The sequence below is a fragment of the Streptomyces sp. NBRC 110611 genome (genome assembly GCF_001590865.1).
GTDB lineage: Bacteria > Actinomycetota > Actinomycetes > Streptomycetales > Streptomycetaceae > Streptomyces.
Window position 1 is genome coordinate 380,994 of sequence record NZ_BBUY01000002.1, and the last position, 15,699, is coordinate 396,692.

7 protein-coding genes and 1 pseudogene are annotated in these 15,699 nt (G+C 71.1%); 3 read left to right on the plus strand and 5 right to left on the minus strand.

Features of this window, described 5'->3' with window-relative positions; genetic code table 11:
• Nucleotides 1-16: 16 nt before the first annotated feature.
• Genes AZE13_RS06235 through AZE13_RS06250 form a run of 4 tightly spaced genes read right to left on the minus strand, consistent with a single transcriptional unit; the run spans nucleotide 17 to nucleotide 12,515 of the window.
• The gene (locus AZE13_RS06235; protein ID WP_066927789.1) at nucleotides 17-4,456 is read right to left on the minus strand and encodes a discoidin domain-containing protein; all 4,440 of its coding nucleotides are present in this window, start codon (nucleotides 4,454-4,456) and stop codon (nucleotides 17-19) included.
• Nucleotides 4,453-6,648 (minus strand): hypothetical protein, encoded by a 2,196-nt coding sequence (locus AZE13_RS35455; protein ID WP_147264613.1) that lies wholly within the window; start codon nucleotides 6,646-6,648, stop codon nucleotides 4,453-4,455. The genes AZE13_RS06235 and AZE13_RS35455 overlap by 4 nt, the downstream gene beginning before the upstream one ends.
• Nucleotides 6,649-6,653: 5 nt before the next feature.
• Nucleotides 6,654-11,081 carry a DUF6603 domain-containing protein gene (locus AZE13_RS06245; protein WP_181690263.1) on the minus strand — a complete coding sequence of 1,476 codons (4,428 nt, stop codon included), beginning with the start codon at nucleotides 11,079-11,081 and terminating at the stop codon, nucleotides 6,654-6,656.
• A gap of 48 nt (nucleotides 11,082-11,129) precedes the next feature.
• Complete coding sequence (locus tag AZE13_RS06250; protein ID WP_181690264.1) at nucleotides 11,130-12,515, minus strand: ComEC/Rec2 family competence protein; 1,386 nt, start codon at nucleotides 12,513-12,515, stop codon at nucleotides 11,130-11,132.
• A gap of 773 nt (nucleotides 12,516-13,288) precedes the next feature.
• On the opposite strand from AZE13_RS06250, the gene AZE13_RS36715 reads away from it, so the two are divergent.
• On the plus strand, nucleotides 13,289-13,456 hold the full coding sequence (locus AZE13_RS36715) for a hypothetical protein (protein ID WP_181690265.1): 168 nt from the start codon (nucleotides 13,289-13,291) through the stop codon (nucleotides 13,454-13,456).
• Between the two features lie 930 nt (nucleotides 13,457-14,386).
• Entirely contained in the window at nucleotides 14,387-14,587 is a 201-nt protein-coding gene (locus AZE13_RS06255) for a hypothetical protein (RefSeq protein ID WP_066927796.1), read from the plus strand.
• Nucleotides 14,588-14,806: 219 nt separating this feature from the next.
• Here the strand turns inward: AZE13_RS06255 and AZE13_RS36230 are convergent, their stop codons facing one another.
• Complete coding sequence (locus AZE13_RS36230; protein WP_147264616.1) at nucleotides 14,807-15,004, minus strand: hypothetical protein; 198 nt, start codon at nucleotides 15,002-15,004, stop codon at nucleotides 14,807-14,809.
• Nucleotides 15,005-15,506: 502 nt separating this feature from the next.
• Here AZE13_RS36230 and AZE13_RS35465 point away from each other — a divergent pair.
• Nucleotides 15,507-15,608, plus strand: a pseudogene (locus tag AZE13_RS35465) (GNAT family N-acetyltransferase); the annotation flags it as partial.
• Nucleotides 15,609-15,699 lie beyond the last annotated feature (91 nt).

A 15,699-nucleotide genomic window follows, 5' to 3' on the forward strand; every position in this document is an offset into this window, starting at 1 on the left:
GTCTCCTGATGTCTCGTCAGGGCTGGGGCGTGGGCTCCGGGCCGGTCTGCTGCGTGGCGGGGTGGAGCTGGAGGTAGCCGGCGCGCGCGGTGGGCATCGCGTCGTCGGGGTGGGCGAGGTGGTCGGCCGGGGTCAGCGGGCGCTCGTCCCAGTCGAGGTGCTCGGTCTCGGTGGCCTCCGGCTGGGCCCAGCTCCAGGTGCCGTGGCGTGCCGGCAGCGGCGGGATGACCAGGGCCGCGTCGTCGGGGGCGCAGGTGGCCCGGAAGGTCCGCATGCCGAAGGTGCCGTCGGCGTCGGTGGTGAGCCGCAGACGCAGGTACCGGGCGGGGACCGGGGTGGCCAGGGCCTGGTCGTTGACCGGCTGCCGGGCGTCGAAGGCCCGTGGTTCCCAGTCGCCGTCGTCGCCGGTGACGGACGACTCCAGGACGGGGGTGCCCGGCCAGTCGCCGTTTCCGGCGGTTCCGGTGTGGAGAGAGTATCCGGCGAGCAGCTGGGCGGAGCCGAAGTCCAGGGTGAGGGTGCCGCCGGCCGCAGGAACGTCCAGGCTGCGGAACTCCGCCGCGAGGGGCGCGCTGTCGGAGAGGCTGCTCAGCGGGTGGTCCGGGTCTTCGGTCATGGTGGTGTGGAGGCTTCGCCGGTTGCGGGTGACGGCGAGGAGCGGGTTGAGGCGGAAGGAGGCACGGACGGCGGCGAGTGCCTGGTGGACGCGCTCCGGGTCGAGCCGCAGGGAGTGGACCGGCAGGATGTCGGTGGTGGCGTGGACGGGCAGGTGGGGGTGGGCGAGCAGGGTGACGTGACGCGTGCACGGGCGGGCGGCGGGCCGGACGGGCAGGGCGAGGTCGCTGCCGTTGGTGGCCGCCTGGAGGTAGTCGTGGTCGTCGGCGGGATCGAGGGCGCGCAGCAGTCCGTAATCGACCGGTTGGCCGGGATCGGAGCCGAAGTAGCCGATCAGCCCGTCGTCCAGGGCGTGCGGATCGCCCAGCCGGATCGCCCACTCATCGTCGTCCTCGGTGCCGCCGGTCGGGTTCAGCACGGTGTCCCAGGACGGGTCGGCGGGCAGCTGGTGGTGCAGTTCGAGGTCCAGGGTGGCGTGGACGAGCGCGACGGGCCGTCCGATGAGCAGGCCGGGCAGCCGGCTGTCCTCGGCTGCCGGATCGACGGTGGTGCGAAGGCTCTTGTCGATGGTGGCGACCAGGGCTTCGAAGGCACCGGCGGAGTCGTCGCGGTCGAGCAGGCCGGTCAGGAAGCCGGCCAGCTGCGGGTGGTCGGCGGTGAACCGGGGGTCGGTGCGACCGGTGTACGGGGAGTGCGGGAGCGGCGTGTAGACGGTGACCCGGGTGTTCTCGCTCGTGGTGATGGTGCGCAGTTCGCCCAGGGCCTGCCCGGTCGGGCCGTACACGCCCAGGGTCTGGTCGAGGTAGTTGACCAGGAGCAGGCCCGCCAGGCCGTCTGCCTGGCCGGACGGCGCCTGGGTGATCGCCAGTCGGGTGTCCTGGAGGATACGGGGCGGGAGCTGGACGAACCGTTCGGGGTTGACCAGCCGGGGCTCGGTGTAGAGGTCGTGGCTCGGGGTCACCGAGGGGGTCTTCAGGGGGTACTGGTCGTACCAGTTGCCGTCGTCGCCTGAGGTGACCAGGTCGGCGCAGCGGCCGAAACGGTCGACGATGCGCAGGTCGCTGAGGAAGAACTGGCCCGCGCGTACGGGCTGGAAGCGCTTCTCGTGAGGTCCGCCGGCCGGGTCGGGCACGTGGTTCTGCTCCCCGGCGAGGGCGGCGACCCGGGGCTCGGTGGGCACTTGGGCGCCGCCGTCGCGTTGCAGCAGCCAGTCGTTGAAGCCGTCGAGGGTCTGCGACAGGATGTCCAGCTGTTCGAGCTCTCCGCGCAGTGCGGCCAGGCCCGTGGTGCCGGCGCCCGGGTAATCGGCCCGGTAGCGGGCCAGTTGTTCGCGCAGCACGTAGACGGTGGTGGGGGCGAGGTAGGCGCGGGAGCGGAAGAGCCGGTTGAGGACGTCGCCCTCGCTCTCGAAGTCGGCTTCCAGGGTGCCGGTGCCGTTCCAGAGGTAGCTGTAGGAGTCCCGTCCGCTGCCGGGCGGGGGCGCGGTGAAGGTCCAGTGGTAGCCCTCGGCGGTGTGGTACGGAGTCGGGAAGTGGCGCAACTTCCACATCAGCAGCATCGGCAGCCAGGGTTGGCGCCATGGCGCGCAGTACTCGGCCAGTGCGCCCCTGGTGTGGGTGGCGGGGTTCTGGGTGATGGTGTGCAGGGCGGTGTGGCCGTTGTCGGGGGTGCGTGCGGCCTGGTCGAGGAGGGCGAACTCCTTGAGCAGGTCGGCGCAGGCGGCGGGCAGTCCGGTGAGGCCGGGGTCGGGCGGGTCGGCGGGCGGTTCCGTCCAGTCCGCGCCGATCCTGACCTCGGTGAGCAGGCGGGAGGACAGCCGGCAGGGCAGCGGGTTGTCGCGGTCGCGGGTGAGCGGGACGGTGCCGCCGCCGGTGCCTTCGATGAGGACGACGGGGTCGGACGGCCTGTAGAAGCTCTCCTGGGGGAGCCTCTTGAGCTGGAGGTGGTCGGCCAGGCCCTCCGCCGTGGCCCATGCGTCGATGGCGTCCTGGAAGTCCTGTCCGTCCGCCGCCTGCGGCATGTGGCGGCGGAGTTCGGCGAGCCGTGCCAGGGCCGCGTCGGCCTGTCGCGCCGGGCCGTCGTGGGCGGGGTCGAGCAGCCGGTCGCATTCGGCGTCGAACTCCGGGGGCAGGTCGTCCGGGCGTTCGCGGTCGGGCAGGTTCCGCAGCCAGTGCAGGGCCCAGACCCGCCACTGGTCCTCCGTCAGGTGCCGCAGGACGCGGTCGTACTCGGCCTGGGCCTCGTTGAGTGCGGCCAGCGGGAACGGCTCGTCGTCCGCCGTACCCGAGCGGCCGGAGGCGGGCTCCCGGTCGTCGCGGGGGACGATCTGCCAGGTGTGACCGCCTTCGCTGCCGGAGAACCAGCTGCGGTGGGTGACTTCGGCCAGGTCGCGGTCACCGTCGGCACCGTCGAAGGTGTCCAGCGTGCCGTGGTGGAGCGCGCTGAAGAGCTGGGCGGTGCGTGACGAGCGGGTCTGGTGGCCGATCAGGGTGGCGGCGGCCTCGCCGGTGCTGTGCCCGAACGCGATCTTGATGCGGGTGGCATCGGGACGGTCGTCCTCGGGGGCTTCGCCTTCGCGCTGCCATTCCAGGCCGAGCGCGGTGCCGTGGTACAGGCTGCGCCTCGTCTCCGGGGCGGCGGTGACCTCGAGGCGCCGCACGGCGACGGGCCCGGGCCCGGCCCGGAGCATCCACAGCTGGACGTAGCGGGCGGTGACCGGCTGCTCGGGCGTGTAGTCGATGACCGGGGTGCCGGCGTCGTAGTCCTGGTGGTGAACGGACGGCCAGTCAGTACCGTCCACGGAGGTCCGGACACGCACAGCGGGCAGCGGGTGCCGGTCGTCCGGGTCGCCCACCAGCACGCGCAGCGAGCTGACCTGCTGGACGCTGCCGAGGTCGACGGTGATGCGGTCCTCACGGGCGGGTGCCGTCTCGCTCAGGTAGTAGGTGTCGTCCTGATGGTCGAGGGCGTTCGCCACGTCGTGCCCGGCCGCGGTGCCCATGCCGCCCTGGACGGTGGCGGTGCGCCCGGCCACGGTCCAGCCGAGGGCGGCGATGACGTCGGCGGCCACGTTGCCGTCGGCGTCCGGGGGCAACAGCCCGGGGATGCCCGCCGCGACGTTGAGGATGTCCTTGTCGCTGTCGCTGTACCAGCCGACGACCAGGTAGCTCAGGGTGGCGTCGGGCGGGTAACTGTCCCCGTGCGCGGGGTCCTTGAGGTCCTGGAGGTCGTCATGAAAGGAGAAGACGTTCTCGTGGTAGGGCTCGAAGGCCGCGAAGCTGGGCAGACCCGCGCCCACGGCGGTCAGGAACAACTCCCGCTCCCCCGGAGGTTCCTGCCAGGGGCCGTCGGCGAGTGTGTGGAAGCGGCCGAGCCAGTCGACCTCGGGGCCGTCCGTCCTGCGCGGGTTGATGAAGCTGTTGATCACATCGTTGTCGTCCCAGAGTTCTCCGTCGTCGTCGGAGTACAGGTAGTCGCTGTGTACGACCCAGCCGACGGCCTTGGCAACACCGCGCACCCAGGAGTAGCGGACGACCAGCCAGCGGTTGGGCACCAGGGGGAAGTGGGTGTCCCCGTCGCCCTCGGCCACGAAGCCGTCGGCGAGCGCCTCGGGGAGCTGCCACTGCACGTGCACGCCCTCGAAGGTCTCGTCCCCGCCGACCTCCTTCCCACCGCTGAACGCCTCCGGCTCGGCGGCACCTCGGCCCTCGGCGTCCGGCAGGGTGCCGAGCATGCGGTCGAAGCTCGGCTGGTAGCGGTCGAACGGGTGCAGGGTGCGCACCTTCCGGTTGGCCAGCAGGGCGTGGACCTGGACGGGCACGATCAGGTCGGTGTCGCTCACGCGGTCTCCTCGGCGGTGCGCGCGGGCAGCAGAAGCTGTTCCAGCGGGGCGTTGACGAGTTCCAGGGCGAGCCGGCCGGGCGACAGCTCGCCGTCCTCGCCGCAGGCGGCGGACAGCGCCGCGACGAAGCCGTCCGCACCGTGGAGGTCGAGGACATCCGGCGGGGCACCGGGACGGCCGGGGCGCAGGTGGTCGAGGACGGTGCGCCCGCTCGCCGGGTCGGGGAACTCGGTGCCGGTGGGGCGGCCGATGTCGTCGCCGTCCAGGTGGCGCAGGCTGACGCGCTGTCCGGAGTTGACACCGAAGTGGATGCCCTGACCGGGCTCGCGAATGGTGACACTGTCCGGGACGGCGTCCCACAACACCAGCAGGATGTCGGGGGCCAGATGGTCGCGGCGCAGCTCGCCGACCTGCTCGTCGGCCCGGGTGGCGAGCAGCTCGAAGACGGGCCAGGCGCGGACCAGCGCGGAGTTGATCAGCAGCCCGGCCGCCGGAAAGGGGCTGCCGGGCGCGCGGGCCAGTCGTTCGCGGAGCAGCGGGTCGAGGTCGCGGTCGATGGAGGTGTGGGCGCCGACGTCGGTCGCGCCGGCCACCAGGGCCTGGATCCAGGCCTGGTCGATACGGAAGGCCCGCAGGCTCTCCGGTGGCAGCAGGCGCGGATCGGGTACCAGGTGAGGGAACGGCACACCGCGCAGCAGGGCGAGCCGCTCCAGCCACTCGGACATGGTGGTCGCGCTCGCGGTGACCACCGCGCTGAGCGACTGCCGGGCACGCGGGTCGGCGAGCAGCGCGGCCGGTTCGGCGCGGGCGGTGCGCGCCGCCGGTACGGGAGCCGGTTCGGGGTGCAGGTCGGCTCGCAGGGCCTGGACCAGGCGGCGCCCCAGGCCGGCCGAGGAGAGTTCGCTCAGTGCCATGGCGGCGGGCCGGGCGTCGGGGTCGTGCCGGGCGCGGTCGGGGTCGCTGCCGAGCGCGGCCAGAGTGGCGGCGCGGTCGGACAGTGCGCGCCGCGCTCCGGCCGCCTCGGCGCTGTAGTCGGGATCGGCGAGCGCGATGGTGCGGCCGAGCGTCCACGCCGCCGCGTAGCTGACGTCGAAGACGCCGTGCTCGCGGTCGTAGATGAGCGCGTGGTCGGCGGTGGTGTGCGGGCCGTCGAAGGCCGCGGTGGGCAGGGGCGGTGCGGTGAGCGGGGTGAACGGCCCCCGGTACCAGGCGTAGGTGGCCTCCCCCGCCAGGGTGCGGTGGGCGACGGCGCTGTAGCCGTGGTGCAGCCGGGTGCGTACGTACTGTTCCTCGGGCGTGGCCGCAGGGCCGGACGCCGGAGCGTGGCGCAGCGCGAGGTTCTCCGGGTCCTCGGTGCCGGGGTCGACGAGGCCGCGTAGCAGCGTGCCGGGGTCGAGGGTGCCGTCGGGGGCGTTGGTGAACGACCAGGACCACAGGCTGCACAGCCGTACGTGCTCGCTGCCCTGAAGGCGGCCGGGGGCGAGGCGGCCCAGGTGGCCTTCGAGGGAGACCAGGTGTACGGCGTAGGTACCGGGGGTGCGGGGGAAGCGGTTGGCGGCGACGACGGCGTACTCGCCTTCGGTCAGTACCTCGCCGTCGTCGCGGAGCTGGGGCACGGTGCGCACGTCGCGCACGTGGGTGAGGTGGGAGAGCTCGTCCTCGCGTGGGACGACCGCGTGGAAGACGTCGACCGGCACGTCGATCGTGCGGCAGGGCAGATCGTCGTCGATCTCTCCGGACAGCTCCGGTCCGACGGCGTTGTCCGCTTCGGCGGGGTGGCGGAGAAGGCCGATGGGCCGGGTGGTGAACGCGCCCTTGGCGTCGGGGTCGTCGACGGCCTCGCCCTCGGCGAGGACCAGCAGCGCCAGCCAGGGCGCGGGAACCGCCCGTCCCGGCAACTGGCGCTCCCACGGGAGGATCGCCCGGTTGAGCGTGATGTGCGGCAGGACGTGGGTGTAACGGCCCGCTGCGCCGGCCGCGGGGTAGGTGGCGTGGACGGAGGTGGGGTCGAGGTGGAACCGGGCCGCGCGGATCTCGTATTGGCCCCCGGCTTCGGGCAGTTTGGCCGTGGCGTCGATGCACCGGTCGTCCTTGGTCAGGCGGTGTTCCACCGTGATGGCGTAGACGCCGGCAGTCGTCGCGGGTGCGAGGTGGTCGTGGAACGTGACGTCCAGGTCGGGGCGGGCGGGCACGGTGGTCACCTCGCGGCTTCGGTCAGAAGCGGGGCTTCGGTCAGGAGCGGCGCATCGGTCAGGGTGGTGCCGGTCAGGTGGGCGGTGCGGGTCAGCGGGCCGTCGCTGCCGGGGGCCAGGCCGAGTGCGGCCAGCGCGCCGTGCGCCCGGGTGCGCCGGGTCGCGGTGCCGGCATCGGCGAGGGTGTTGCCGATCAGCGCGATGCTGCGGGGGTCGGGGACCGGGGAGCGGCCGGCCACCGTCTCGTCACGCAGCGGCATCCGGCCAGGCGGCAGGCCGTCGACGTCCAGGGCCTCGGCGGGTACCGGTCCGACGCCGGTCCGGCGGGTCGGGCCGGGCACCTGGATGGCCAGCCCGGTCAGACAGCCATCGACCAGGCCGGGCTGGTTGAGCGCCTGGTTGGGGTTGGCGAGCGGCTTGCCCCACAGTGCCTGCGGCAGGCCCTCGCGGGTGGCGGTGACCGTCCAGCCGGCACGTTCCCAGTCGTACGGGTCGCCGCGCTGGTCCAGGATCCGGACGACCTGCTCGGAGACGACGCCGGTCAGCCCCATCGGGCGGATGTCGATCCGGGCGTCGTCGCTGCCGGCGAACAGCTCGTCGTTGAGGGTGATCTTCGAGGCGGGCAGCGCGGATTCGACGGCCGCGGTGAACCCGTCGATGCGCACCAGCTCCGGTTCGGCGGCCGCCGTACGGGCCTCGGACTCCTCCTGAGTGACGTCCGGCAGCTCGCATCCCTGCTTCAGGACGGTGCGGGTGGGCGCGGGCAGCTGGACGTGGAAGTCCTCCCAGTCCGCAGGGGGCGCGCCCTTGCGGTCGGAGCCGAAGCCGAGGGTGAAGGTGATGAACCAGACCTTCACCCGGGCCTTGCCGCCGACCGGCGGCAGCCACAGCTGGAGGTCGACCCCGACCTCCAGGGACACCCGCACCCGTACGAACAGCACCTTGACGGAGGCGGAGACGCCGATGCTCAGGCCCAGCGCCAGGTCGGCGTAGAACGGCTTCCACTGGACCAGCGCGTGGACGTAGGCGGTGAACCAGGCCCGCAGGTTGATGCCGTGCCCGTTGTCGTAGACGGCGGCCAGCTCACCGCCGGCCATGAACGCCCCGTCGGTCAGCGCCGCGTACGCCTGGGCCCGGATGGACACCGGGCCGCGCTCCCACACCCAGCCGATGCGCGGCGGCTTCGGGTAGTACGCCGGCGGCTGGAAGCGGGGGTGGTAGCCGCCGGCGGTGAGGACAAATCCCTTGCGGATGCCCTGGGCGGGCAGGTCCTTGCCCCACACGTAGAAGGAGATCCCGCCGGTGAGCTTCGCCTCCGGGTCCAGGAGGAAGGAACCGGCCGCGATGACGGTGTCCATGGAGAAGCGGCCGAGCGCGGAGTCGTAGGCGAAGACGAAGTTGACGATCACCTTGCCGAGCGGGCCGCCCGGGGACTGGTTGATGCCCGTGCCCGGCGCGAACGCCTCGCTCACGTCGGGAACGGTGGTGGGTGGCAGGGCCAGGGTGGTACGTCCTGCCAGCACGGCCTTCCAGCCGGCCTCGCCCCATTCCACCAGGGCTACCGCGCGGGCCTGGATGAACCGGTAGACGGTGAACTCCATGCCGCCGGCCACCCAGTACCGGCCGGGTGCCGGGGTCACCCAGCCGCCCGGTCCGACGAGCTGGTCGAGGGCCTGGTTCGGGGTGAGTTTCTCGACCTCACCGCCGGGGTCGCCGGGCGCCGCGCCGAGGCGCTGGACGAAGGGGAAGTCGCTCACCTCATCGGTGGCGGGCAGGCGGACGGTGCTGTTGACGCCGAATCCGAGCACCACGCCGGTGAAGGTGACGGGCCCGACCGTGAACAGGCCGTTGACCCGGTTGCGGCCGGCGACCAGCTCGGCGTAGCCGAAGACAGAGTCCCAGCCGGCCCGGTTACGGGCCCAGCTCCCCGCCAGTCGCAGGGTGATGAGGTCCTGGATCTCGATCCGCCCGGTGGCGGCGAAGGCCAGCTCGAAGTCCGGGCCCGCCTCCACCCGGGCGAAGGCGGCGGCGATCAGCACCTTGGGCGGTCCGGTGCGCTCCAGCGCCACGCTCGCGCCGCGCAGCGTCGGGGCCAGGGACCAGTCGGCGTCCACGCCGAAGCCGAGCCCGAGCAGTTCGACGGTGAGCGGGCCGACCGTCATGGTCGCGTCCAGGGCGATCCCCAGCCGACCATCGGCGACCGCGATGCTCAACCCGTGGAAGCGGACCGGGCCGAAGACCACGTCGAGTTCCCGGGCGGAAGCGTCCTGCGCGGTCCGCACCGCAATCGGTCCTCGGGCGGCGAGCGCCCGGCCGGGCGGGGAGGTGACCGGCAGCACCAGTGGCTCCTGCGGTACACCACCGATGCTCAGCTCGACCTGGACGGCGACGCCGGGCTGAGCCGCCGGACCGGTCGCGAAGCGTGGCAGTCGGCGTTCGGCCCCGGCGTCCAGCTGATCCAGCAGGGCGTTGAGCGCGGCCGCCTGCGCATCGTTCCAGCCCTCGGGCGTGGAGGTGACCGCGAGGCCGGGCAGCGCCAGGTCCGCGCCGGGCGGGATCGCGTCGCCGACCAGCGGCAGTCCCGAGGCGCGGGCGTCCAACCGGGCCCGGACGGCGGCGGCTGTGCGGCGCGGGCCGGCCTGGCCCGAGCCGCGGCGGGTGGCGTACACCCAGCCGGTGTACTCGGTCACGGCGGTCAGCAGCGTCTCGCCGGTGGCACTGTCGTAGCGGACGGCGAGGGCGGTGAGTACGGGCTGGAGGGCCTCGGGCAGCTCGGGCAGCTCCATCCCGAGCGCGGCGGCGAGCTCGGCGAGGGGTACCCCGGGCTCGGCCGACCAGCTTCCGGTCACGGTGGCGCCCGCGGCGGACTCGCCGTAGCCGACGGCGAACTCCAGGACGCGGGGGCCGGGTGCCTCCTCGCCGAGGAGCCGGTCGCGGGTGGCGAGCGCGCGCCGGGTCTCCTCGTTCCCCGCGGGGGGAAGAGTGAGGCGAAGGACGCCGGTGATGTCCTTCTCGTATGCGGTGCCGGAGTCCTTGCGGGTGAGGGCGGCGGTGAGGGAGAGGGCGGCGTCGGCGTCGCCGAGGGGGAACGCGAGGGTGGTGGACAGGTCGACGGCGTTGAGGGAGCTGTCGAAGGCGACGTACAGGGAGGTGAGTTCGAGGTCGGCGAGCAGGGCGGGGGGCTCGGCCCCGAAGGCTCCGAAGAGGTCGGCGGCGGAGACCTGGTGCAGCTTTCCCGAGAAGTGCCAGCCGTCCGCGGTGCTCTCGGCGACCAGGCGCGCCGAGCCGTCGCCGATGAACCAGTCGGCGGCCAGGGCCCCACGGCGCTCGTTTCCGGCGGTGAGCAGCCGCAACTCGATGCCGGAGAGCCCGATGCCGGGGCCCAGCTCGCACGCTCCGCTCACCGCGAGCTCCACGGAGAACGCAGCGGTGCCCGAGCCCTTGGCCGCTTCGAACCTGATCCGCTCCGCCGTGAGCGTCTCCAACGGAAGGTCGACACCTGGCAGGAAGTGCTCCACGACAGGAGCCAGTGGGGTGGGCTCCACCAGCTCAGCGGAGATCTCCAGGTCGGGCAGCCGGATACCGGCGAACAGCGTCAGCTCGTCCAGCAATTGGAGAAAGCCTCCGAAGAGAGCCTTCACCCGAGGGCCCGAGGGGGGCAGCGGCAGAACCACGAACTCGGCACGCACGCCGGTGACCTGAAGGCCGGGGAAGGGCTCCCAGTCCACGTCCAGGCTCACCCGGACCCACAGCGACACCACCTCGCCGTCCGGGCCGTCGGTGTACGAGACCGACAGTCCGCTGACGGTGAGCTCGCCGCCGCCCGCGAAGGCGTCCGGCAGCTGGAAGTCCGTGGCCACCAGTCCGGGCAGCAGCCCGGCGAGAGAGCCGAGCGCATCGACCGGTACGCCGGGGAACTCGCCGGTGAGGTTCCAGGCGTACGACTCACTCTCGGGCGGGAAACCCGCCACATAGGCCCGTTGCGTCTCCGTGCTGCCCGGCAGGGGCAGCTCCGCCCCGAGGCCGGCTCGTGCCCGTGGCTCCCCCAGGTCGTCCGGGCTCGCCTCCAGCACGAGGTGGAGGACGTCGCAGCCGAGCGCTTTCAGCGCCTGAGGGTCCGCCGTGAGGTGCTCTGGGGGCAGCGACCACTCGGGAAGAGTGGTATCCAGGTGCACGCCGGTCACGGGCGAGGCATCGAAGTCCGGATCGTCGGGGTCGTCACTGTCCGGCAGGAAGGCGACGAACACCGGCACGGCACTGGACAGACCGCGCAGCTCCACCTCGCCGCCCACCGCGAGGCCCGCCGCGTCCGGCCGGGACGCGGTGACGACGAGGATCTCCGCACCGAGATGCGCGGCGAACATGTCGGCAGCGCCTTCGATCTCCAGTTCCGCGGCGGTCAGGCGGAGTTCACCGCCTTCACTCTCCCCCAAACGCTCACGGATTTGTGCCACGGTCAGCGGCATCGCAGGTCCCCGTCCTCACTCGTAGGTGAGCGTGTAGGTGTTGGCGCCTTCCGGGTCGATTTTCAGTTGCCAGTCATATCCGTACGAGGCATCGCTCTTGGTCGGCTTCTCCACGAAGTGCACAAGGTTGGTGAAGACGCCGACGATTCCCGGCTCGGTGCGGAAATTCTTCTTGAAGGCGCCACGTTCCAGATCTTCATCCCTGTCCGCGAAGTAGCCGATTTCGGGGAGCGCCCGATCCTGCTTATTGGGCCGTACGGTCACCGGCTTTCGAGGGAGGGCCTTCCACGTCTTGAGCATCTCGTTCATCTTCGACAGCGGAGGGATTCCCCCGTCGCCACCGAAGGCGTAGGTCCCCGAGCTGATGAGGATGCCGTCCGGCTGGATGAAGTCGAGCCATGCGTCGGAGGTGGAGGTCCTGCTGCCGTGGTGTCCGGCCTTCAGCCAGGTCATCCAGGTCTTGCGCATCCCCGGTCCCGTCTTACGGCTGATCAGCAGGCGCTCCACGTCCTCCCCCGTGTCCGCCATCAGGAAGACCCGCTGCTCCTTGCCGGCGGCGGACTGGCCGAGCAACAGCAGAGCGATGGCTTCGCGGTTGGGGTCGTAGACATAGCTCGGGGCCGCCTTGCGCTTGGCGGCCACCTCACGGCGGCCCCGGTTGGCGAAGGGCGGCCACAGTTCGCCGGAGGCCCGGGTGCCGGTCTTCCGCTTCTTCGCACCCTGCGCTGGATCCGGCCGCCCGGTGCAGGCGGCGATCAGGTAGAGCCCCGCTTCACCCGCACTGCCGCTGGCGACCGGCATCTCCACCAGCTTCTCCGGCGCCACCACCTGCCTGACGATCTGCCGCGGCGGGCTGAGGAAAGCCGGTCCGCCGGCCACCGTCTCGTACTCCGCGTGCTTCTCCAGGACAGTCCGCATCGCCGGGAAACTCTCGCGGGACGCGGCCGTGAAGTCAGTGGTTTTGCCGGTGTGGAGCACATTCCTGACAGAGTAGAGAAGCCGCTTCCTGTCCTCGTGAAAGAGGAGGTAACCCAGGTAGTTGTAGTGGTCTTCGTCGGGGTGCGTGATGATGAGGTAGTCCAGCGTGTTCGGGTTCTTGAGTCTTCCCAGGCGCGCCGCGATTTCATCCGTAATGTGATCATGCATCCGCACGTCTTTCTTCGGATCGGAGCCGTTGTACTTGTGGTCGATCTCGCTCTTGGACCCGCAGTCCACCAGGACAGCCGCTTCCCCCTGCTGCGGATCGCTGCCGTAGAACACGATGAGCGTGCAGTCACCCTGCCCGACGCTGAAGAATGTCACTTCCGCTGGCACAGAATTCTCCCCGGACGTGATGGATATGCGTAATCGCGTAATCAGAGAAGTGCCGGATACCGATGCGCCGGCTGGAGGAGTTACCAAAGACGACCAGCATGGACAGCCGGCAAGGGCAATCGGCGATTTCTGGTTCCCACAAGCGCCTACGAAAAATACGCCAGCGCCGACTGACTCACGCCCCCTCCACCACGGAACGCGCCACAACAAACACAACCACACAGGCCCGCTGACCGTACAGGCCACCTTCGCGGTTTGACTTGAAAGCAACGGCCGGGCGAAGCAAATAAATTTTCGAGTTTTCACTGTCGCACGCAAAGGGCTTTCAGCAGTTAAATATTCCTCCTTGTGAGTGGTTTCTCAGCGGCCACAACAGGGCAACAAGCAGTCGCTTTCTGCGACGAGGCGCAAAAGGGCTGCACAGGGGCGAGAATCGCTCCCCTCACTCCAGGCCAATGTGCGATTGAGAACGAGCTCCGCGCACGTTCGTAAAGAGCCGCCCGAAGACGCGCGTGGGCGCCATAGGTGGCGTCGGCTACCACGGCAGGTGGCCTCACCCCCAGGCCACACACCCGCCATGCTCCTCAACAGGCCCGGCAGGACAACCTGACGGAGCCCTGCGAGGCTGTGCCTGGAGCGTGTCCGGTGGGTCGGCAGCCCTGGGCCTCTCCACGAGGGGCCAAAGGCCGCTGGGTCAGCCGGCGCCGCCGCGGCGGTAGGGAGCCATGGGCGGCGTGAATGTGGTTGTTTCCGGATAGGTCTCGACGGCTTCGACGCCGCAGCGGGACCAGGGCAGCGGCTCGTGGAGGATCGCCTCCGCGAGCGGCAAGAGCCACGGGGCCCAGGTCCTGTCCGGGTCGGTGGCGGGGGGCCGGTACTCGGTCAGCACGACGGTCAAACAGGACCGTGACGGCGGCAGCGGCCAGTGGCTGGTCTGCGCCGAGTCGTCTTCCCCCTGGGACGGGGCGGTCCGTACCGGCTACGTGGTGCACCTGCTGAACAGCTACACCACGGCGCAGGGAAGCTGACAGGGCGTCAGCGTACGTTCGGACACCGGCAACCTGTACAACGTCAGCACCAACCGTTACCTGGCCCGCGACCAGGGCTCGGCTTCCTGCGCTTCAGCAAGGACTGAGGACCCCATGGAGGACCGGTGTGGTGGTCAGGCACCGGAAGTGCCGGTCAGGGCGTCGAGGAGACCTCCCGTGACGCTACCGTCGAACACCTTGGCGACCAGCCGTACTACGGAGTCGATGAGGTCTGCTCCGCTCCGGTTCGCTGTTCCGGACTGCGAGGCGCGTGGCTGTAGCGACGCCGCGCGAAGCGGGGTAGGGGCCGGCGCTCAGCGGTGACGCAGGAGCGAGGTGACGTTGGGGTAAGGGACTTGCGCCAGGACGCGGTGCTAGCCGGAGGGGCAGAAGTCGACGGCGACCGTGAGCAGGCAGGAACGGGGCGCATTCCGACTGCCCGCCCAGGACACGCGCAGCATGCCGGAGGGCTTGCACGCCCGCGGGAGGCGCGGTGGGTCGGGCGCAGCGACCGGCAGGTTATGTGGGCGGTCCACGCGGCGCGGTGCGGCAACGGGAGGGTGACGCGTGCGCCGCAGTCGGAGCAGCGGTGTCAGTGGCGGAGCCAGTCGTCGGTGCCGGTGCCGGCCGGACCTCCTGGACAGCGATCCTCGACGTCATCCGTCTGCAACCGGGTGCCGACGTTGTCGCCACCACCACCGCCCAGATCCGGAAAGTGGTCCAGCGTCTGGTCGCCGCCGGCCACCGGTCACTGACAGGAGGACGACCTGGAGATCCTGATGGTCCTGGACACCGGAGACGACGCGCCCCGCACCGCGAAACCGCCCCGCACCGCGCATCCGCCGGCGGATCTGCCGGTGCAGATCCACGGCGGCTCCGCTCGGAGGGGACCGTCATCCGCCTGGCCGTGGAGAGGCTGCCGTCCAGCGGGTGAACAAGCCCGTCTGGCTGTGGTGGTCGGGCACCGACGCCACCACCGACGACGTCAACCGCTGCCGGCAGTCCTTCCTGCGGAGATTCGCCCTGGCGCGCACGTTCCGGATGCTCAAGCAGACGCTCGGGTGGGTCGGACCGCGGCTTCGCAGTCCGACCGGAGCGGCGTGCGTGAACGGCCGGGTGGTGTTGGCATGATGAGGCTATGCGTGAGCCGGACGACTTCACCGATGACCGTGATCTGCGCAGCGATGACGACCGTGACGCCGGATGGAGCCAGGACGACGACTACGAGTGGGAGCGGTAGGCAGGACCCGGCCCGTCAGCCGCGGTTGTAGGCCGGGTCCTGGTCGCCGCAGACCAGAACTCGTTTGTGGAGCATGTACCCCTCTGGCACGGGCGAGACCCGAGACAGACTCAAGCCGTGGTGATGTCCACCGGGACGGCCATGTCCTCGGAGCGGACCAGTGCGAAGTGGTTCGCGCCGGTGCGCTCGTCGCGGACCAGCTTCCAGCGGGCGGCTGCCGCGCCGCCTACGACTGCCTTCCCGTCCTTCACCGCGACGGGCTTCCCGCCGACGTGGAGCTGGACTTCCCGTTCGTCCAAAGTCGTCACAGTGCCTCCTCTCGCGGCCCCCGACCTGGTGATCGGGAGTCCAGCACAACGCTTCACCTGCACGACGCTCCCTGACCGTCAGTATCCCGACGTTCACCCTCATGCCCCCTCCGCAGAAGCCGCAGACCCCGTCATCAGACCTTCAGAAACACGCTGTGAGGTCGCTGTGGGCGACACCGGGATTGGCGTCGGTGGGGTGGGGAGGGCGTTCGGTCGAGGCTCCGGCAGCAGCAGTGCTGGTCACCGGAGGCGGAACGCTGGCCGGCCCTCGGACACATCGAGCCAGTGGTCCGGCTGCGGCTCGTGGCCGGCTCGGGGCCGGTCCGTGGGTGGCGCGGGGCGGTGACAGGGGTGCGGCGAAAGCGTCGTCCGCCCCTGCCGCAAGGAGATGCACCATCCGCCACACCTCCCGTCCCGCCAGCCGCCGCGTCGCCTGTTCGCGCCGGCTCGACCACTCGTCGCCGTTGCAGTTGCAGTTGCTGGAGGAGTGAGTCCTTCCTCGCGCATCGCGGTGTTGCAGGCGTCCGCCGACGCCGAGCCCGTCTATCGCCGCCTGGGTTTCCGCTCCTGCGACCAGTTCACCGAACACACCATCAACCCCTGAACCACCCGAACTCCGTGTCCTTCTCCCGGCCGCATCGCTTGCAACGACGCCCGCGCGCACTCGGGCGAAAGCGCACGTTGGCCTTCAAGAC